This window comes from Streptomyces sp. NPDC056373, assembly GCF_042262425.1.
Lineage (GTDB): Bacteria > Actinomycetota > Actinomycetes > Streptomycetales > Streptomycetaceae > Streptomyces.
Genome location: NZ_JBHJPX010000013.1, coordinates 174,801 through 192,958, shown reverse-complemented (window position 1 = coordinate 192,958; position 18,158 = coordinate 174,801). Strand labels below are relative to the sequence as shown.

Sequence of the window (18,158 nt, the reverse complement as noted above, 5' to 3'; positions counted from 1 at the left end):
TCAATAGGATCCGGCGATGATCACAAGAACACGGCTGGCGACAGGGGTCTGTGCCCTGCTCGCCGCGCTGACGGCCGGGCTCGCCTTCCCGGCCGGGGCGGCCGCCGGCGAACCCACGGGCCAGGACGCCCCCAAGGTCGACCTCGTCCTCGATGTGAGCGGCTCGATGCGGGCCCGGGACATCGACGGCCAGTCGCGGATGGCCGCCGCGAAGCAGGCGTTCAACGAGGTGCTCGACGCGACGCCCGAGGAGGTCGAACTCGGCATCCGCACCCTCGGCGCGAACTACCCCGGCGACGACCGGAAGACGGGCTGCAAGGACACCGCGCAGCTCTACCCCGTCGGCCCGCTCGACCGCACCGAGGCCAAGACGGCCGTCGCCACGCTCACCCCGACGGGCTGGACACCGATCGGCCCGGCCCTGCTGAAGGCGGCCGGAGACCTGGACGGCGGCGACGGCTCCAAGCGCATCGTGCTGATCAGCGACGGCGAGGACACCTGCGCGCCGCTCGACCCGTGCGAGGTGGCCCGCGAGATCGCGGCCAAGGGCATCGGCCTGACCATCGACACCCTGGGCCTGGTCCCGACCGCCAAGCTGAGCCGGCAGCTGAGCTGCATCGCCGAGGCCACGGGCGGCACCTACACCTCGGTCGAGCACCAGGACGAACTCACCGACCGGGTGAACCAGTTGGTGGACCGGGCGGCCGATCCGGTGGTGACGCCGGTGCCGGCCGAGGGCGCCGATCGGTGCTCCGCCGCGCCGACGCTGAAGTCGGGCCTGTACACCGACCGCGAGGAGTTCGGGCAGCAGCGCTTCTACCGGGTGGACGTGCGGCCGGGTCAGGAGCTGCGCGCCTCGGTGAGTGTGGCGGCGGACCGGGCCGTGAACCCCGGCTACGGCGTGCTGATGAAGGCCGTGACGTCGAAGGGCCGCGAGATCGTGCGCGGCGAGGCGGCGGGCAACGGCCGCACCGACGTGATCTCGACGGGCCTGCGTTACCCGAAGGCCGAGAGCGACGACGAGGACGCGCCCGCCGAGGCGGTCTGCCTCGCCGTGTCGCACTCCTTCTCGGCGGCCTCCGGCGTGAAGGCCACGCCCGGCCTGCCGCTGGAGCTGACGGTGGACGTCGTGGACGCCCCGAGCCGGGTGGGCGATGTGGCCGCCTTCGGCCTCGGCCGCGGCTGGTGGCTGCTCGGCGTGCTGATCCTCACCGGCTTCCTCGCCGGTCTTCTCTGGGGCTGGCTGTCGCGCTGGCGGGTCGCGGTCTGGAGGACCAACTGATGCGAGTGGTACGAGCGTTGAGCGCGGCGTTGCTGACCCTCGGAGTGGCGGCCGGCCCGGCCGCGGCCGACGCGTCGCCGAGCCCGTCACAGGACGAGGCGTCGGCCCCCACCCGGGCCGGTACGTCGTTCCGCACGGCGACGGAGATCGAGCAGGGGCAGCGGGCCACGGCGAGCGGCTCCACCGGCGACTACCTGTACTGGTCGTTTCCCGCCGACACCGGACAGCGCCCCACGGTCGAGGCGACGGTGAAGCTGCCGGAGACCCACGCCTTGCAGACCTGGCAGATCGACGTCTACGACGGTCTGCGTCGCCGTCAGGCCTGCCAGTACGGGGCGCAGACGCGCACCGCGGAGGCGGACACGTCCTCCGTGAAGCTGGCCTGTGTCCTGCGCACGGTCCGGGCCTGGTCGGAGCCGTGGGCGAACGACCCACTGCCGGGGACCTACTACGTCCGGCTGACGGCCACCGGCGTCGCCACCGCCGACCTCGGCCTCCCCGTGGGCAGTGAGATACAGGTGGACTCCAAGGACATCGGCGGGTCCGCGGCGGTGGACGGCTCGCTCGCGCAGCCCCTGGTGCCGGGGATCGCCTCGAAGCCCGAGGAGGAGCGGGACGACGCGGCGGTGCTGGCCGGTCTCGAACCCGAGGACGGCTGGACGTCCGGCTGGTGGTCGGACCGGTGGGTGTGGACCGCGATCGGCGGGGTCCTGGCCGCGCTGGCGGGCGTCGGCGGGTACGCGCTGACGCGCGGCACGGGACGGCCGTCCCGGGTACCACCGGGCACCTGACCGGGCGGGCCGGCCTCACCCGAACCGGCCCTGATCGGCCATCACCTGATCGACCCTCAGGAGATCCGGCCATCACCTGATCGCCTCTCAGGAGATCCGGCCATCACCTGATCGCCCCTCAGAAGGCCCGCCACGTGCGGGCCTTCTCTCATTCCTCGCGCAGCGCCTTGGCCAGAGTTCCCTCGCCGCCGACCTCGACCCGCCCCTCCCCCACGGCCCGGGCCAGACCCAGCTCCCCCCTGCTGAGCGCCGCGCACGTCGCGGCGTCCAGGACCAGCCGGGCGTCCGGCTCCGCCGGGGCGGGCCCGTCGCCGTACACGGGACCCTCCTCGGCACCGGCGTACAGATGAAACAGGCCTTCCTCCAGGCGGACTTCGACGAGCCCCTCGCCGTCCAGCAGGCGCAGCAGCGGCAGCGCGAACCAGTGCGCCCGGACCGCGTCCGTCGCCCGGCGCTCCCCCAGCTCGGCCTGCCCCCACTCCCCCAGCGCCTGCAGCACGGGCAGCAACTCGCGTCCGCGAGGCGTGACTTCGTACACGTACGCCGCGCCGGGCGGTGGCAGCCGGCGCCGGGTCGCGAGGCCGTCGCGCTCCATGTCCTTCAGCCGTGAGGCGAGGACGTCGGTGCTGACGCCGGGCAGGTCCGCGTGCAGGTCGGTGTAGCGGCGGGGACCGGCGAGCAGCTCCCGGACGATCAGCAGGGTCCAGCGGTCACCGACGACGTCGAGCGCGCGGGCGGCGGAGCAGTACTGGTCGTAGCTTCGGCGAGGTGGCATGCGACGCAGTCTAGACAAGTTGTTGGACTTTCCAAGCGCGTACTTGGTAAAACCAAGCAACACGATCGGCAGAGGAGAGCGGCGCATGGAGTTCCGGCAGTCGAGCAAGCTCAGCGAGGTCTGCTACGAGATCCGCGGCCCGGTGATCGAGCACGCCAACGCGCTGGAGGAGGCGGGCCACAGCGTGCTGCGCCTGAACACCGGCAATCCCGCGCTCTTCGGGTTCGAGGCGCCGGAGGAGATCCTCCAGGACATGATCCGGATGCTGCCCCAGGCGCACGGCTACACCGACTCGCGCGGCGTCCTCTCCGCCCGCCGGGCCGTGGCCCAGCGCTACCAGACCCTCGGCCTGGAGGTCGACGTCGACGACGTCTTCCTCGGCAACGGCGTCTCGGAACTGGTGTCGATGGCCGTGCAGGCGCTCATCGAGGACGGCGACGAGGTCCTCGTGCCCGCCCCGGACTTCCCCCTCTGGACGGCGGTGACGACCCTGGCGGGCGGCAAGGCGGTCCACTACCTGTGCGACGAGCAGGCCGACTGGTACCCCGACCTCGACGACATGGCGTCGAAGATCACCGACCGTACCAAGGCGGTCGTGATCATCAACCCGAACAACCCCACCGGCGCGGTCTACCCCAGGGAGATCGTCGAGGGCATCCTCGGCCTCGCCCGGCGGCACGGCCTCATGGTCTTCGCCGACGAGATCTACGACCAGATCCTCTACGACGACGCCGTGCACCACTCGGCCGCGGCCCTCGCCCCCGACCTGGTGGTCCTCACCTTCTGCGGGCTGTCCAAGACCTACCGGGTGGCGGGCTTCCGCTCCGGCTGGCTGGTGGTCACGGGTCCGCGGCAGCACGCCAAGGACTACCTGGAGGGCCTCACCATGCTGGCCTCGATGCGGCTGTGCGCCAACGCGCCCGCGCAGTACGCCATCCAGGCCGCGCTCGGCGGCCGGCAGTCCATCCGCGAGCTGACCGCGCCCGGCGGCAGGCTGCACGAACAGCGCACCGTGGCCTGGGAGAAGCTGAACGAGATCCCCGGTGTGACCTGCGTGAAGCCGAAGGGCTCGCTCTACGCCTTCCCGCGCCTCGACCCCAAGGTGCACAGGATCCACGACGACGAGAGGTTCGTCCTGGACCTGCTGCTGCGGGAGAAGATCCAGGTCGTCCAGGGCACCGGCTTCAACTGGCCGACGCCGGACCACTTCCGCATCCTGACGCTGCCCCACGCGGAGGACCTGGAGGCGGCGATCGGCCGGATCGGGCGGTTCCTCGGCGGGTACCGCCAGTAGACCCCGAGCGTTTCCCGCCGACCTGCGGGGGACCGGAAAGGGCCTTTGAGCCGGACGGGCGCCGAGCGCAGCGCGTGAGCGGCGCGCAGCAGGGAACGTCGTCCTCGGTCCTTCCCCCAGGCAGGAGCGGAGACGAGTGATGGCCACCACGCAAGGTGAAGCCCGGGTCGGCACCCCACGAACGGCGGACCTCCGGTTGCCGGGCATCGTGCTCGGGGTCGGGATGGGCGGGTTCGCCGACGGCATCCTGCTGCACCAGCTGCTGCAGTGGCACCACATGCTCTCCAGCACCAACCAGGACCGCATCGGGGTGAAGTACTACAACCCCCACACCGTCTCCGGTCTGGAGATGAACACCCTGTGGGACGGCGTCTTCCACACCGTGTGCTGGCTGGCGGTCCTGCTCGGGCTGGCCGTGCTGTACGCGCGGGTCACCCACGACCGGCGGCGGGTGTGGACCTCCCGGGTGCTGTGGGGCTGGATGCTCGTCGGCTGGGGCCTGTTCAACCTCGTGGAGGGCGTGCTGGACCACCACGTCCTCGGCATCCACCACGTCCGCGCCGGGGAGGGCCAGGTGTGGTGGGACATCGGCTTCCTCGTCCTGGGCGCCCTGCTGGTCGCCGGCGGTCATCTGCTCCGGCGCAGCGGCCGGTCCTTCGACCCCCGTGCGGCGGCCGGCCGGCACGAGGGTCTGGACGGCTGATGGGCCACCAACTGCACGGGAACGGGAACGGACACGGACACGCCGCGGGCGGCGGCGTCCCGGACTGGCTGCCGCCGGCGCTCCTGCTGCTCGCCGCCTCCGGCGCCTACCTGCTGCTCGTCCGCCGGGCGTGCCGGCGCAATCCGGCCCTCGGCTGGAGCCGGTGGCGGACCGGCTGGTTCCTGGGCGGGATCCTCCTGCTCGGTATCGCTGCGCTGCCGCCTGTGGCGCCCTTCGCCCACGAGGACTTCCGCGGGCACATGGTCCAGCACCTGCTCATCGGCATGTACGCGCCGCTCGCCCTGGTCCTGGCCGCCCCCGTCACGCTCCTGCTGCGCACCCTGCCCGCGTCCCGGGGCCGGCGCCTGACCGCGGTGCTGCACAGTCCGCCCGGACGCGTGATCGCCCACCCGGCGGTCGCGCTGGCGCTCTCCACGGGCGGCCTCGCGGTGCTGTACTTCACCCCGCTGTACAACGCGATCACGGCCGGCCCGGCGGCGCACTGGCTGCTGCACGCGCACTTCCTGCTCTCCGGATGCCTGTTCGCCCACGCCATCGCCGGCCCCGACCCGGCCCCCGCCCGGCCGGGGGTCAGGGCCCGGCTGGTCTGCCTGGGCGTCGCGATCGCCGCGCACGCCGTGATCTCCCAGTTGATGTACGGCGGCTTCCGGGTCGACATCCACGCGCCGATCGACCAGGTGCGGGGCGGCGCGGAGATCATGTACTACGGCGGTGACCTGGCCGAGCTGATGCTGGCCGCCGCACTGGTCGCCACATGGCGGCCCGAGCCCCGGCGCGTGGCGGGGCGGGGCTCAGCGGGCCGGAGCGCGGCAGGCTGGAGCGCGGCAGGCCGGGGCGCGGGGCGGGGAGGCGTCCCGGCCCGGAATGTCAGTGGCGGGTCGTAGCCTTCGAGCACGTGGGGCGTGAAGCCCGGGAGCCTGCCCGAGGCCGGAGAGGAGCACGCCGTGACCCGACCGCCGACCGTCGCCCAGCGGCGTCTCATCGACACCGCCGATCCCGTCACCGGGCGGCTCCGTGGCACGCAGGCGCAGCTCACGGCACTGGTGAAGCGGGGTCTCGCCTTCCGCCACCCCCGGCCGCCGCACGATCACTTCCTGACCCCGGAGGGGCATCGGGTGCGGCAGGGCATCACCCAGGCACCCGAGGCAGCCGGAGCCCCGGAGACCCCCGCGCCGACGGGCGTGTTCGCCGCACGCGTCGGAGGTGAGGAGGACGCTCCTCAGGCCGGTCCCGCCCGGCGCCGTGAGGTGCACAGTGCCTGGCAGGGGCTGCTGGAGCTGCGCCGGATGACCAACCCTGGCGGGGACGTGGACCGGCCGTGCGGCTGGGAGCGTACGCATCTGGTGCGGGCCGCGGCGCTGGCACTGGAGGCGGCCGGTCGCCCTCCGGCGGGGCCGGAGGGCGGGGGCTATCGCGTACGGGAGACCCCGCAGCCGGAGGCCGTCGCTGTCCATGAGCCGGACGGCGACGCGCTGCGGGCCTGCGCGGCCACCCTGGAGGCAGCAGGCTGGCAGGTGAGCGAGCACCGCGAGCCGCGCACCGGCAGCCGCTATCTGCTGGCTTCCCCGCGCCGGGCGTGATGAGCATGCCAAGATCGGGGGATCGTTGCGCAGTGCACGAGAGTCCGGTGGGAGAGATCCGGTGCGAGAAGGGAAAGCCGTGAGCAAGGCGTATTCCGTCCCCGTGACCGTCCGTGGGTACGAGACGGACGTGCAGGGGCACCTCAACCAGGCGGTCTATCTGAACTACGCGGAGCACGCCCGCTGGTCGTTGCTCCATGCCGCGGGGATCAGCCAGTCCGCCCTCATCGGCAGCGGCGTGGGCCCGGTCGCCCTGGAGACGACCATCCGCTACAAACGCGAGCTGCTCGCGGGCGACGAGGTCGAGGTGACCTGTGCCTTCGAGTGGGGCGGCGGCAAGACGTTCCGGATCGAGCAGACCGTCGTGAAGTCCGACGGCACGGTGGCCGCGGAGATCACGGCGGTCGGCGGGATCCTGGACCTGGAGAAGCGCAAGCTGGTCGCCGATCCCGCGGAGGTCTTCAAGAAGCTGGCCTCGGACCCGGGGCTGTTCGGGCTCTAGACGCCTTCTCGCGCGGTGCACGGGCTCGCGCGGTGCGCGGACACCGGGCGAGCCCGCCCGCTCGGTCTGCCGGTTCACCCGGTCCGCGGGTCAGCCGTCGAAGACGATGTCCTCGATGTCGTGGGTCCAGCGGACCTTGGTGTCGTCGACCTCGATGATGAGGTCGAGCCCGGTGCTGGTGTGCCCGGTGGAGAGGAGGGTGAACGTGTCGGCCTTGCGACGCAGGAACTCCACGAAGCCGCCGAGGTCGGGGTCCCCGTCGTTCAGCAGCACGTACTCGCCCAGCCGCCGGTAGAACTTGGGCAGGATGACGTCCTTGCTGACCTCCGGAGGACCCACGACCGCCGTGGGCTTCTGCGTCTTGTCGAGCGGCCACAGACCCTCACCGTCGGCCTGGGCCTGGTGCGCGGTCGCGGTCATGTCGTTGCGCAGGTCGGGGAAGAGCGACCGGTAGAAGGTCGGATAGACGAAGCCCTTGGCGAGCAGCTTGTGGTTGACGGTCTCGTGCAGCATGGCCGGCGTGAAGAAGACGTTGCCGTGGGCATCGGCGTCCGGTCCTGCTCCCGGCCCGGTGAAGGCGATGCAGCGGCCGAGCGGGTCACCGCCCCGGGTCAGGACGTATCCGCGGACGGCGGCGGGGTTGGTGGGGGCCTTGACCTTCCCGCTCGGGGTGCGCTGTACGGGGTCGAAGCCGAGGAGGCGCAGCAGTTCGGCGGCCGCCCCTTCGGCCTGCGCCTTGGGCTGGTGCAGCACGCCCCCGCCCACGAAGGGGGGATCGAAGTGCGTCTCCAGGGCGTCGATGCCCTCCAAGCGCAGATTGACTCCGCCAGGGCCGTGGATCTGAAGGGGAACCGGGGCGGGGATCGTGTCCCAGACCGCAGGGTCGTCCGGGTAGAACCGGACCGTGTCCCCGTCGGGGCTCGTCCCCACGATGCGGAATTCGCCTTGAATGCGGGTGTACGGCATGAGGGGGCCTCCTCACGGACGCCGGGTAGCGGCCAGAGATGCGCGGACGGACGCCGCACGGCCACTCCTCACTATGCGTCAGCGGTGCCCCTGGGTCCTGTTGGCGGTTCAACGTCTGCGACGGGACACGTCGAACCGCCACCGGGCGCTCGAAAGGTCAGGCGGCGTCTCGCCAGATCGTCATGTCCAGCTGCACGAAGGCGATGTCGGGCAACGCCGTCGACTTCGTCTGGAGCACCAGCAGGGCGATGTCCCCGTTCTTGTGCTGGACGCAGATCTCGCTGCCGGCGGCCGCCGCGGCCAGGGTCCAGCGGTGGCGGTCGGCACGGGCGAGGATCAGCCGGCACTCGTCGAGGGTCGCCCCGGACTTGCCGAAGAGCTGAACGAAGACGCTGGTGTCGCTCTCCACCGCGCAGCCGACGCTCTTGCAGTCGAGGCGGATGTCGCCCTTGCGGTCGTCGCGCATGAACGGCTTGCGGAAGCTCAGGGAACTCTCCGGGGTCAGCATCAACAGGGCCTGGGCTTCGACGCGTGGTGACGGGGACCGGTCCGGGGAAGGCTCGGCTCCCACCGGCGTCCGCCCGTCGGCCTCGGACACTCCGGTTCCGCCTTCGGGGGCGGACGACGACGCCTGCCCCGACGACCGCCCGGACTCCCTCGGCCCCGGCGTCGAGGGCGCACCCGCCACCCACTCGCCGAACCTGCCCCCCGCGTTCGCGACCGTCCACGCCAGGCCCGTCAGGACCAGGGCCCCGGCCGCCACCGCGGCGGTCGTGAGGAGGACGCCGCGCCGTCTTCGCGTCCGCCCCTCCCCCGGCCCGGCCGGCAGCGTCCGAGGCTGGGTGACGACCAGCGGCCGGGGCAGGACCCGGGTGGGGGTGGGGAGCGGGGAGGGCGCCGTCGGCTCCGGTCCCATGACGTCCCGCCAGACCGCCGGGCCCGCGCTCGCTCCGGCGTCCGTCCCCAGTCGCCGGCGGCACCAGTCGACGATCTCCGCCAGGTCCGCCCTGTCCCGCGGGTCGGCGGCCAGGCAGCGGGCGAACAGCAGTCGGAGCTGCTCGGGCAGCAGGGACAGGTCGGGCCGGTCGTGCACGATCCGGTACAGCACTCCGACCGCGGAGCCTTCCCCGTACAGCGGGCGGCCCAGGGCCGCGAACGCGGCCGTCTGGCCCAGGGCGAAGACATCGGTCGCCGCCGTGACGTCACCCGCGGACGCCTGCTCGGGAGCCATGAAGTGGGGCGTGCCGACGGCGGCGCCGGTGGCGGTGTACGAGGTGAAGTCGGCGGCCAGCGAGATGCCGAAGTCGATCACGCGCGGCCCGTCGGCGGCGAGCAGCACGTTGGACGGCTTGAGGTCCCGGTGCACGATGCCGGCGGCGTGGATGGCCTGGAGCGCCTCGGCCACCCCGGCCGTCAGCCACAGCACGGCGGGGACCGGCAGCGGTCCGCGCCGGGCGACGGCGTCGGTCAGCGAGGGGCCGGGGACGTACAGCGTGGCCGCCCAGGGCGGGGTGCCGTCGGCGTCGGCGTCGATCAGCTCGGCGGTGTAGGCGCCCCGGACCCGCCGGGCCGCGTCGACCTCCCGGCGAAACCGGCGCCGGAAGGCCGGGTCGTCGGCCAGTTCCGGCCGTACGACCTTGATCGCCACGGGCCGGCCGCCCTGCGTGTGCGACAGGTAGACCCGGCCCATGCCGCCCGCACCGAGCCGGGCCGCCAGGCGGTACCCGGCGACCACGGGCGGGTCGTCCGCCCGCAACGGCTGGAACGCCTCGGTCGCGTGGTTCATCGGCCCGTCTCCCCCTCATCCCCTGATCCCCCGGTCAACCAGGAGTTGACCAAGGCAGAAGCCTAAGCGGATTCCGGCGGGCTCATGGCGCGGCCGGCGCCCTCGGTACGTCCGTGAGGTCCTCGGGCACCTCCATCGGGTGGGTCACGTCATGGGCGTCCCGGCCGCCCCGGCCCAGGTGGTTGAAGACCAGGTTGAGCAGCACGGCCGCCACACAGCCCGTGGAGATGCCGGAGTCCAGGACGATGCGGGCTGTTTCCGGGAAGGCGTGGTAGAACTCCGGGGCCGTGATCGGGATGATGCCGACGGCCAGGGAGACGGCCACGATCAGGACGTTGTTGTCCCTGTCCAGGGCGGCCCGGACCAGGGTCTGGATGCCGCTGGCGGCGACCGAGCCGAACAGGACGACGCCTGCCCCGCCGAGCACCGGGCGCGGTACGACGGCGATCAGCGAGGCCGCCATCGGGCACAGGCCCATCAGCACCAGGAAGCCGCCGCCCGCGGCGACGACGTACCGGCTGCGGATCTTCGTCATGGCGACCAGGCCGATGTTCTGCGCGAAGGCGCTGCACATGAAGCCGTTGAAGAGAGGGCTGATCGCCGAGCCGAGGGTGTCGGCGCGCAGGCCGGCCGCGATGGTCCTCTCGTCGGCCGGGCGCTCGACGATCTCGCCCAGGGCCAGCATGTCGGCGGTCGACTCGGTCATCGACACCACCATCACCACGCACATCGAGATGATGGCGGCGAGCTGGAACTGCGGTGCGCCGAAGTGGAACGGGGTGGGAAAGCCGATGACGGCCGCGTCCGCGACGGGGGCGAAGTCCGTGGCGCCGAACGGGATCGCGATGAGCGTGCCGATCACCAGGCCGAGCAGCACGGCGATCTGCTTGACGAAGCCCGTGGTGAAGCGGCGCAGCAGCAGGACGATCAGCAGGGTGACGGCCGCGAGGCCCAAGTTGGTCGCCGAACCGTAGTCGTGCGCCGTCGGGTCGGGGCCCTGCGCCCAGCCGAAGGCGACCGGGAGCAGCGATATGCCGATGAGGGTGATGACCGTGCCGGTCACGACGGGCGGGAAGAAGCGGATGGCCTTGCAGAAGACGGGAGCGGCGAGGAAGCCGAGGAGTCCGGCGACGATGACCGCGCCGAAGATGATCGGCAGGGCGTCGGACTTGTCCGCCGTGGAGGCGACGATGGCGGTCATCGGGGCGACACCGGCGAAGGTGACGCCGTTGACGAAGGGCAGCCGGGCGCCGATCCTCCAGATGCCGAGGGTCTGCAGGAAGGTGGCGAGGCCCGCGGTGAACAGGCAGGCTCCGGTGAGGAAGGTCAGGTCGGTGGCGGTGAGGCCGATGGCCGCGCCGACGATCAGGGGCGGGGCGACGACTCCGGCGTACATGGCGGCCACGTGCTGCAGGCCGGTCGTCGCCATCTTGAGCGCGGGGAGTTTTTCGTCAACGGGGTGGTCGGCCACGGCGGCGTCCCTCCGGTCGGTTACACGGTCGTGCCCGGGGGCCGCCGTGGGTGTCAGGGAGGTGGTGCGGGTGTGGTCATGGGGGGTGCCTCCCTGCTCGAGCGAAGCCGGGAGCTTGCGGGAGGGACCGGGACATGCGGGTGACGGGGTGGCCGTTCCGGGGCGCGCGCGTCCACGCGCGCGCCCCGGAGACGACCGCCGTGGACCCCGCTCGGGTTCACGGCCACCGGCCGGGAGCCGTCCCTCCCGGCCGGAGTCATCCGGGTGTTCAGGCCTCGGCGGCGATCTTCGCCAGGCGCTGGGCCTCGTCCCGCGTGGCGCGGGCGATGGCATCCTCGTCGGCCGTGAGCAGCCGTCCGTCCTCGACGATCTGCCGGCCGTTCACGAAGGAGGCGGTTACCGGGGCGGCCGCGCCGAAGACCAGGGCGGTCACCGGGTCGGCGATGGAGGCGTGGGCGAGCGTGTCCAGCTTCCACAGCACGAGGTCGGCGAGCTTGCCGGGCTCCAGGGAGCCGGTCTCGGCGGCCCGGCCGAGGACCTGGGCGCCGCCGTACGTGCCGAGGCGCAGGGCCTGGCGGGCGTTCAGCGCCGACTCCTTGTGGCCGCCGAGGCGGTTGATGAGGAGGGCGTTGCGCAGTTCGGTGTGGAGTTCGCCGGACTCGTTGGAGGCGGTGCCGTCGACGCCGAGGCCTACGGGAACGCCGGCGGCGAGCATGTCGGGGACGCGGGCGATCCCGGCGGCGAGGCGGGCGTTGGAGGACGGGCAGTGCGCGACGCCGGTGCGGGACCGGGCGAAGGCGGCGATGTCGGAGTCGTTCATGTGGACGCAGTGCGCCATCCACACGTCCTCGCCGAGCCAGCCGGTGGACTCGAAGTAGTCGGTCGGGCCCATGCCGAACAGTTCGTGGCAGAACTTCTCCTCCTCCACGGTCTCCGAGCCGTGGGTGTGGAGGCGGACGCCGAGGCGGCGGGCCAACTGGGCTCCGTCTCGGAGCAGTTCGGTGGAGACGGAGAAGGGCGAGCAGGGGGCGACGGCGACCTGGGTCATGGCGTCGAAGGAGGAGTCGTGGTGCCGGCGCACGGTCTCCTCGGTGGCCGCGAGCGCACCGTCGAGGGTCTCCACGGCGAAGTCCGGGGGCAGGCCGCCGTCCTTCTCGCTGCGGTCCATGGAGCCGCGGGCGAGGGTGAAGCGGACTCCCATGTCGCGGGCGGCGCCGATGATCGCGCCGGAGAGGTCGCCCGAGCCCCGCGGGAAGACGTAGTGGTGGTCCATGGCGGTGGTGACGCCGCCGCGGGCCATCATCGCAAGGGAGCCCTGGGCGGCCGCGCGGACCATGGGCTCGTCGATGCGCGCCCAGGTCGGGTACAGCGCGACGAGCCAGTTGAAGAGGTTGTGGTCCGTGGCCAGGCCGCGGGTGATCCACTGGTAGAAGTGGTGGTGGGTGTTGATCAGGCCGGGCGTCACGAGGTGGCCGGTGGCGTCGATACGGCGTACGACGTTCTCCAGGCCCTCGGGGGCCGCGCCCGCGCCGAGCGACTCGATGCGGTTGCCGGCGAGGACGACGTGCCCGGAGGCGTACTCGGTGTCGTGTCCGTCGACGGTCGCGATCGCACAGTTCTCGATGACGATGCGCCGGTCTGCTGCCATGGTTCGTCCTTTGCGCAGTGGTGGAGAGGGCACGGCAGGACCCCGGAAGTTTTGAGTGCCGTGGCCGGGAGGAGGGTTCCCCGGCCACGGGTGCCGAAAGAGGGAACCTCAGAGGTTGGTGAGGTCCACGGGGATCTTCGCCTCGCAGCCGTCCCGCAGGACCGTCGCCTCGATCAGGCCGTAGGGGCGGTCGGCGGCGTAGTACACCTCATTGTCGTTCTTCAGCCCGAAGGGCTCCAGGTCGACCAGGAAGTGGTGCTTGTTCGGGAGGGAGAAGCGGACCTCGTCGATCTCGCCGCGGTTGTCGATGATCCGCGCACCCATCTGGTACAGGGTCTGCTGGAGCGAGAGCGAGTAGGTCTCGGCGAAGGCCTTGAGCATGTGCTTCCTGACCTGCTCGTAGGACTTCTCCCAGTCGGGCATGCGCTGCTCGTCGTCGGTCCAGTTGAACCGCCAGCGGCCGGAGACCTCGGTGGCCAGTATGCGGTCGTAGGCCTCCTTCAGGGTCGTGTACTTGTCCTTGACGTAGCCCCAGAACTCGGAGTCGGTCGAGTTCATCACGACGAGGTCCTTCAGGCCGGAGACGACCTCCCACGCCGAGCCGTCGTAGGTGATCTGGGTGAGCCGCGTCTCCTGGCCCTTGCGGACGAAGGAGTGCTTGGCCTCGTCGGCGCCGATGGACTGCGAGTCGGCGCCGGAGGCCTCGATCCGTTCCCAGGCGTACTCCTCGATGCGGATCCGGGCGGTCTTGATCGGCTCCTGCGAGGTGACGAAGTGCCGGGCGAGGTGGATGCCGAACTGCTCGGCGGACTCGATGCCGTGCTCCTTGGCGAACGCGTACACCGTGTTCTTGGTGGTGTCGGTCGGCAGGACGTTGGCGTTCGAGCCCGAGTAGTGGACCTCCTCCATGTCGCCGCTCAGCGCGACGGAGACGTTCAGGTCCTTGATGTGGTGGGTGGCGCCGTCCCGCGTGATCTTGACGACTCGGTTCTCGGCCTTGCCGTACTGGTTCTGTCCCAGCATCACAGGGCGGGCAGGGCGGGAATTGACGGTCATTTAGCTAGCTCCCTCGGTATACGGAGTAGCCGAACGGGTTGAGCAGCAGCGGTACGTGGTAGTGCTCGCCCGGCACGACGGCGAACGTGATCGCCACCTCCGGGAAGAACACGCCGGCGCCGCTGTCCCGATTCGCGGGGGCGTCCTGCTGCGCATCGGCCTTCTGGTTCGCGGACTTCTCGAAGTACGGCTCGACGGCGAAGTCGAGGCGTACGTGGGTGGTGCCCTCCGGCAGCGCCGGGAGGTCCTTGCACCGCCCGTCCGCGTCGGTCGCCGAGCCGCCGAGCCCCTGCCAGTCGGCTGCACGCCCGGAGCGGGCGGACAGGTGGACGGCGACGCCCTCGGCGGGGCGGCCGACGCTGGTGTCCAGGATGTGCGTGGACACGGATGCGGTGGTGCTGGTGCTCATGGTCGGGCGTCCTCTTCAGTCGTCTTCGACGAGACGGGCGAGCCGAATGCGGTTGATCTTCCCCAGTTCGGCGCGGACGATCTCCCGCTCCCGCTCCGGTGTGTTGCCGAGCCGTTCCCTGACCGCGTCGCGCATCTGCTCGCCGGTGCGCCCGGTGGCGCAGATCAGGAAGACATGGCCGAACCTCTCCTGGTAGGCAAGGTTCAGCTCCAGCATCTCCGCCCTGAGCGCGTCGGAGGCGCCCGCCATGCCGCGCTGCTCCCTGGCCGAGGTGGGGTCACCGGGCCTGGGGCGGCCGATGGGCGGGTGGCCGGCCATCGCCTCGTCGAGGTCCGCGGCCGTCAGCTCCGCCATGGCGGCGTCGCTCGCGGTGTACAGGTCCTCGCAGGTGGCGTAGGGGCGGGCGGCCAGCAGGCGCTTCGCCCACGCCGTGGCGGCGCACGCCTCGTGGAGTGCGGCGTGGGCCGCGTGCTCCTCGAGGGTGTTGAACCGGGTCAGACCCGGCGGCGTGGAAGTGGACGTCACGGGAGCCTCCGTGGCCGGATTCGGCCGTCGTGCTGAACGGGCGTGCCGACAGCTAACGCCCTCCCGCTACAGCACGTCAACAGTTTGTTGAAAATTCGGGGGCGCGAAACCGGAGCAGTGCACCTGGGGCCGGTCAGGCCCCCTTCTCGCGGTTGAGGTAGTTGTAGACGGTGAAGCGGCTGACACCGAGGGCGCTCGCCACGGTCTCCACCCCGTGCCGCACGGAGAAGGCGCCGCGCGCCTCGAGTATCCGCACGACCTCCTGCTTGGCCCTGCGGTCCAGATCGGCCAGCGGCATGCCCTTGCGGCGCTCCATGGCGGCCAGGATGTGATCGAGGGAGTCGGCGAGCTGGGGCAGCCGTACGGCGACGGCGTCCCTGCCCTCCCAGGCCAGGACGACGTCGTCGGGGCCGGCCTCGTCGGGCGGGATCATCTCCCCGCCCATGGCGTCGACCAGGGGTTTCACGGCCGCGATGAACGGCTCGTCCCCCGCGCCACTCACGCCCCGCCCTCCTCGACCACGTTGACCTGGAGCGAGACGCGGGTGGCACCGGCCTCCAGGGCCTTGCGGAGCAGGGCGTCCACAGCGGTGAGCACCGCGTCGGCGCCGCCCTCCACGGTGTTGCCGAACGGACCCACGTCGACGGCGTCCAGCTCGGCGGCCTCCACGACCTCACGGGCCACCACCGCGTGCGCGGGCGCCTCGTCCAGGTCGAACGGCTCGGTCGTGAACTCCACTCTCAGTCGCACGCGCTCAACCTAACGCGCGGGACGGACTTTCCGGCAGCCCCTCTTGACAGCCCTCGCACCCCACAGGCAATCTTCCGTTAAGCAGAAACATGATTCCACAATGCGGAATTACGAAACGGGTCCTGCTGAAGGCAAGCACCACCGAAGACGCATCACCGAAGACGCATCACCGAAGACAAGGAAGGGAGCGCCGCCCCGATGGGATTCGCAGACCAGCGCTTCAACGTCAACCTGTCGATCCTCTTCACGGAGCTCCCCCTCCCGGAGCGCCCCGCGGCCGCCGCTGCGGCGGGCTTCACCGCGGTCGAGCTGTGGTGGCCCTGGGTCGACTCCCCGGTCCCCGAGCAGTCCGAGCTCGACGCCCTGAAGCGCGCGATCGAGGAGGCCGGCGTGCAGCTCACCGGTCTGAACTTCTACGCCGGGCAGCTCCCGGGCCCGGACCGCGGCGCCCTGTCGGTCCCCGGTGAGGAGTCGGAGCGGTTCCGCGCCAACATCGACGTGGCAGCCGGCCTCGCCGCCTCCCTCGGCTGCACGGCGCTCAACGCGCTGTACGGCAACCGCGTCGAGGGCGTAAACCCGGCCGAGCAGGACGCGCTCGCCCTGGAGAACCTGGTCCTCGCGGCCCGGGCCGCCGACCGGATCGGCGCTGTCCTGCTGATCGAGGCGCTGAACAGGCCCGAGTCGCCGCTGTACCCGCTGGTGTCCGCACCGGCCGCCGTCGAGGTCGTCGACAGGGTCAACGAGGCGACGGGACTCGGCAACGCGCGCTTCCTCATGGACCTCTACCACCTGTCCATGAACGGCGAGGACCTCCCGTCGGTGATCGAGCGGTTCGCCCCGAAGACCGGCCACGTCCAGATCGCCGACAACCCCGGCCGTGGCGCGCCGGGCACGGGCTCGCTGCCCCTCGAAGACCTCCTCGACCAGCTCACGAAGGCGGGCTACGACGGCTGGGTCGGCCTCGAGTACAAGCCGGGCGACCGCCCGAGCGCCGAGGCCTTCGACTGGCTGCCCCGCTGACCCCGTATCCGAAAGGCACCCCATCATGAGCACACTCCCCAAGGTCGCCTGGATCGGACTCGGCATCATGGGCTCCCCCATGTCCGAGAACCTGATCAAGGCGGGTCACCAGGTCACCGGCTACACGCTGGAGCAGGACAAGCTGGACCGGCTGGCCGCCGCGGGCGGCACCGCCGCAGGTTCGATCGCCGAGGCCGTGAAGGACGCCGACATGGTCGTCACGATGGTCCCGGCCTCCCCGCAGGTCGAGGCGATCGCTTACGGCCCGGACGGCATCCTGGAGAACGCGCGGCCCGGCGCGCTGCTGATCGACATGTCCTCGATCACGCCCCAGACCTCGGTCGACCTGGCGAAGGCGGCGAAGGACAAGGGCATCCGCGTCCTGGACGCCCCGGTGTCCGGCGGCGAGGCAGGTGCCGTCGAGGCCGTGCTGTCCATCATGGTCGGCGGCGAACAGGCCGACTTCGACGCCGCGAAGCCGATCCTCGAAGCACTCGGCAAGACCATCGTGCTGTGCGGTCCGCACGGCTCCGGCCAGACGGTCAAGGCCGCCAACCAGCTGATCGTCGCCGTGAACATCCAGGCGTGCGCCGAGGCGGTCGTCTTCCTGGAGAAGTCCGGCGTGGACCTGAAGGCCGCCCTGGACGTCCTCAACGGGGGACTCGCCGGCTCGACCGTGCTGACCCGCAAGAAGGACAACTTCCTCGGCCGGGACTTCAAGCCGGGCTTCCGGATCGACCTGCACCACAAGGACATGGGCATCGTCACCGACGCCGCCCGCAACGTCGGCGCGGCCCTGCCCGTCGGCGCCGTGGTCGCCCAGCTGGTGGCGTCCCTGCGTGCCCAGGGCGACGGCGGCCTCGACCACTCCGCGCTGCTGCGGGCCGTGGAGCGGCTCTCCGGCGCCCGGGTCTGACCTCCTCTCCGACCCCCTCCCGGCCCTCGTGGCCCCGGGGGTTCCCGATCCCCGGGCGGCGCCGCCGCTGACACCTGTCCTGTCGCGCCCAAAGCGGCGGCGCCGCCCGGAACCCAGCCATGACCAGTACAGACGTCCGGGACTTCTGGGCACACTCCCCCGAGGCCACGCACCGGGTGACCCGGCTGACGGGCGACCGCCTCTTCCCGGTCTCGTACCGGCTGACGGCGGCCGAGGAGGAGTCCCGCCTGATCGCGAACATCGCGGGCGGGCCTGTCGAAGGTCTCCCGCGACGACGTGATCGAGAAGAACCTCGCGCATTTCCACGCCGCCGGCCCCGAGTCCGGGCGGTGCGTGGAGGAGGCGGTCCGCGCCCTGCGCGAGAACTGAACTCCCTGACCGTGTCCGACCGCCCGGGGAGACCCGGATGAGGGGTGGTCCCCCGGGCACGGACACGGCCAGGGCGCGGACCGCGGCGGCGTGCGAGCCAGTGCGGTGGTGAAAGGCCCGGACCGGCTTCTCGACCTGAGGGAAACCGGCCCCGGAGCCCGTCGCACCCGCCGCGGTCCCAGCACCACCCACCCCTCTCCCCCAGACCCCGTCCGGCGGCGCGAACGTCCTGTCGCACCCAGCCTCGCACCGCCGGACGGCCAGACCCTCTCA

The 18,158-nt window shown here is 71.7% G+C and carries 19 protein-coding genes and 1 pseudogene; 10 read left to right on the top strand and 10 right to left on the bottom strand.

Annotation, left to right across the window (positions count from 1 at the left end):
• Positions 1 to 16 precede the first annotated feature (16 nt).
• Positions 17 to 1,282: a VWA domain-containing protein gene (locus ACFCXS_RS27565; protein ID WP_376646024.1), complete on the top strand. Its 1,266-nt coding sequence runs from the start codon at positions 17 to 19 to the stop codon at positions 1,280 to 1,282.
• Entirely contained in the window at positions 1,282 to 2,073 is a 792-nt protein-coding gene (locus tag ACFCXS_RS27560; protein WP_376646023.1) for a hypothetical protein, read from the top strand. Before ACFCXS_RS27565 ends, ACFCXS_RS27560 begins: the two co-directional genes overlap by 1 nt.
• A 148-nt stretch (positions 2,074 to 2,221) precedes the next feature.
• On the opposite strand, the gene ACFCXS_RS27555 is transcribed toward ACFCXS_RS27560, so the two are convergent.
• Positions 2,222 to 2,848: a winged helix-turn-helix transcriptional regulator gene (locus ACFCXS_RS27555; RefSeq protein ID WP_376646022.1), complete on the bottom strand. Its 627-nt coding sequence runs from the start codon at positions 2,846 to 2,848 to the stop codon at positions 2,222 to 2,224.
• A gap of 85 nt (positions 2,849 to 2,933) precedes the next feature.
• Here ACFCXS_RS27555 and ACFCXS_RS27550 point away from each other — a divergent pair, with 85 nt between their 5' ends.
• The 5 genes from ACFCXS_RS27550 to ACFCXS_RS27530 all read left to right on the top strand — a co-directional run bounded on the left by ACFCXS_RS27550 (position 2,934) and on the right by ACFCXS_RS27530 (position 6,948).
• Entirely contained in the window at positions 2,934 to 4,142 is a 1,209-nt protein-coding gene (locus tag ACFCXS_RS27550) for a pyridoxal phosphate-dependent aminotransferase (protein WP_376646021.1), read from the top strand.
• Positions 4,143 to 4,281: 139 nt separating this feature from the next.
• On the top strand, positions 4,282 to 4,845 hold the full coding sequence (locus ACFCXS_RS27545) for a DUF2243 domain-containing protein (protein ID WP_376646020.1): 564 nt from the start codon (positions 4,282 to 4,284) through the stop codon (positions 4,843 to 4,845).
• Positions 4,845 to 5,750 carry a cytochrome c oxidase assembly protein gene (locus ACFCXS_RS27540; RefSeq protein WP_376646019.1) on the top strand — a complete coding sequence of 302 codons (906 nt, stop codon included), beginning with the start codon at positions 4,845 to 4,847 and terminating at the stop codon, positions 5,748 to 5,750. Before ACFCXS_RS27545 ends, ACFCXS_RS27540 begins: the two co-directional genes overlap by 1 nt.
• 60 nt (positions 5,751 to 5,810) lie before the next feature.
• Entirely contained in the window at positions 5,811 to 6,446 is a 636-nt protein-coding gene (locus ACFCXS_RS27535) for a hypothetical protein (RefSeq protein WP_376646018.1), read from the top strand.
• 79 nt (positions 6,447 to 6,525) lie between these two features.
• A complete protein-coding gene (locus ACFCXS_RS27530; RefSeq protein WP_376646017.1) occupies positions 6,526 to 6,948 on the top strand; it encodes an acyl-CoA thioesterase in 423 nt (140 codons plus the stop codon).
• Positions 6,949 to 7,038: 90 nt separating this feature from the next.
• Here ACFCXS_RS27530 and ACFCXS_RS27525 read toward each other — a convergent pair whose 3' ends face one another.
• From ACFCXS_RS27525 to ACFCXS_RS27485, 9 genes are all read right to left on the bottom strand, one after another.
• A complete protein-coding gene (locus ACFCXS_RS27525) occupies positions 7,039 to 7,914 on the bottom strand; it encodes a nuclease (RefSeq protein WP_376646016.1) in 876 nt (291 codons plus the stop codon).
• A gap of 157 nt (positions 7,915 to 8,071) precedes the next feature.
• Positions 8,072 to 9,700, bottom strand: coding sequence for a protein kinase (locus tag ACFCXS_RS27520; protein WP_376646015.1), 1,629 nt, complete (start codon positions 9,698 to 9,700; stop codon positions 8,072 to 8,074).
• Positions 9,701 to 9,782: 82 nt separating this feature from the next.
• Positions 9,783 to 11,171 (bottom strand): nucleobase:cation symporter-2 family protein, encoded by a 1,389-nt coding sequence (locus tag ACFCXS_RS27515; protein ID WP_376646014.1) that lies wholly within the window; start codon positions 11,169 to 11,171, stop codon positions 9,783 to 9,785.
• Between the two features lie 268 nt (positions 11,172 to 11,439).
• Entirely contained in the window at positions 11,440 to 12,819 is a 1,380-nt protein-coding gene (locus ACFCXS_RS27510) for an 8-oxoguanine deaminase (RefSeq protein WP_376646013.1), read from the bottom strand.
• Positions 12,820 to 12,927: 108 nt separating this feature from the next.
• The gene (gene pucL, locus ACFCXS_RS27505) at positions 12,928 to 13,875 is read right to left on the bottom strand and encodes a factor-independent urate hydroxylase (protein ID WP_376646012.1); all 948 of its coding nucleotides are present in this window, start codon (positions 13,873 to 13,875) and stop codon (positions 12,928 to 12,930) included.
• A gap of 4 nt (positions 13,876 to 13,879) precedes the next feature.
• The gene (uraH, locus tag ACFCXS_RS27500) at positions 13,880 to 14,284 is read right to left on the bottom strand and encodes a hydroxyisourate hydrolase (RefSeq protein WP_376646011.1); all 405 of its coding nucleotides are present in this window, start codon (positions 14,282 to 14,284) and stop codon (positions 13,880 to 13,882) included.
• 15 nt (positions 14,285 to 14,299) lie between these two features.
• Entirely contained in the window at positions 14,300 to 14,809 is a 510-nt protein-coding gene (uraD, locus tag ACFCXS_RS27495; protein ID WP_376646010.1) for a 2-oxo-4-hydroxy-4-carboxy-5-ureidoimidazoline decarboxylase, read from the bottom strand.
• Between the two features lie 133 nt (positions 14,810 to 14,942).
• The gene (locus tag ACFCXS_RS27490) at positions 14,943 to 15,311 is read right to left on the bottom strand and encodes a helix-turn-helix domain-containing protein (protein ID WP_189593286.1); all 369 of its coding nucleotides are present in this window, start codon (positions 15,309 to 15,311) and stop codon (positions 14,943 to 14,945) included.
• On the bottom strand, positions 15,308 to 15,559 hold the full coding sequence (locus ACFCXS_RS27485) for a thiamine-binding protein (protein WP_376646009.1): 252 nt from the start codon (positions 15,557 to 15,559) through the stop codon (positions 15,308 to 15,310). The genes ACFCXS_RS27490 and ACFCXS_RS27485 overlap by 4 nt, the downstream gene beginning before the upstream one ends.
• Positions 15,560 to 15,757: 198 nt before the next feature.
• Between ACFCXS_RS27485 and ACFCXS_RS27480 the strand changes: the two genes are divergently transcribed.
• The 3 genes and pseudogenes from ACFCXS_RS27480 to ACFCXS_RS27470 all read left to right on the top strand — a co-directional run.
• Positions 15,758 to 16,579, top strand: coding sequence for a TIM barrel protein (locus ACFCXS_RS27480; RefSeq protein ID WP_376646008.1), 822 nt, complete (start codon positions 15,758 to 15,760; stop codon positions 16,577 to 16,579).
• A gap of 25 nt (positions 16,580 to 16,604) precedes the next feature.
• Positions 16,605 to 17,495, top strand: coding sequence for a 2-hydroxy-3-oxopropionate reductase (locus ACFCXS_RS27475; protein ID WP_376646007.1), 891 nt, complete (start codon positions 16,605 to 16,607; stop codon positions 17,493 to 17,495).
• Positions 17,496 to 17,710: 215 nt separating this feature from the next.
• Positions 17,711 to 17,885, top strand: a pseudogene (locus tag ACFCXS_RS27470) (catalase-related domain-containing protein); the annotation flags it as partial.
• Positions 17,886 to 18,158 lie beyond the last annotated feature (273 nt).

Bases quoted from the DNA above. Each gene is read 5' to 3' on its own strand.
- ACFCXS_RS27565 (WP_376646024.1), top strand. From the start codon at position 17: ATGATCACAAGAACACGGCTGGCGACAGGGGTCTGTGCCCTGCTCGCC.
- ACFCXS_RS27560 (WP_376646023.1), top strand. From the start codon at position 1,282: ATGCGAGTGGTACGAGCGTTGAGCGCGGCGTTGCTGACCCTCGGAGTG.
- ACFCXS_RS27555 (WP_376646022.1), bottom strand. From the start codon at position 2,848: ATGCCACCTCGCCGAAGCTACGACCAGTACTGCTCCGCCGCCCGCGCG.
- ACFCXS_RS27550 (WP_376646021.1), top strand. From the start codon at position 2,934: ATGGAGTTCCGGCAGTCGAGCAAGCTCAGCGAGGTCTGCTACGAGATC.
- ACFCXS_RS27545 (WP_376646020.1), top strand. From the start codon at position 4,282: ATGGCCACCACGCAAGGTGAAGCCCGGGTCGGCACCCCACGAACGGCG.
- ACFCXS_RS27540 (WP_376646019.1), top strand. From the start codon at position 4,845: ATGGGCCACCAACTGCACGGGAACGGGAACGGACACGGACACGCCGCG.
- ACFCXS_RS27525 (WP_376646016.1), bottom strand. From the start codon at position 7,914: ATGCCGTACACCCGCATTCAAGGCGAATTCCGCATCGTGGGGACGAGC.
- ACFCXS_RS27520 (WP_376646015.1), bottom strand. From the start codon at position 9,700: ATGAACCACGCGACCGAGGCGTTCCAGCCGTTGCGGGCGGACGACCCG.
- ACFCXS_RS27510 (WP_376646013.1), bottom strand. From the start codon at position 12,819: ATGGCAGCAGACCGGCGCATCGTCATCGAGAACTGTGCGATCGCGACC.
- pucL (WP_376646012.1), bottom strand. From the start codon at position 13,875: ATGACCGTCAATTCCCGCCCTGCCCGCCCTGTGATGCTGGGACAGAAC.
- uraH (WP_376646011.1), bottom strand. From the start codon at position 14,284: ATGAGCACCAGCACCACCGCATCCGTGTCCACGCACATCCTGGACACC.
- ACFCXS_RS27480 (WP_376646008.1), top strand. From the start codon at position 15,758: ATGGGATTCGCAGACCAGCGCTTCAACGTCAACCTGTCGATCCTCTTC.
- ACFCXS_RS27475 (WP_376646007.1), top strand. From the start codon at position 16,605: ATGAGCACACTCCCCAAGGTCGCCTGGATCGGACTCGGCATCATGGGC.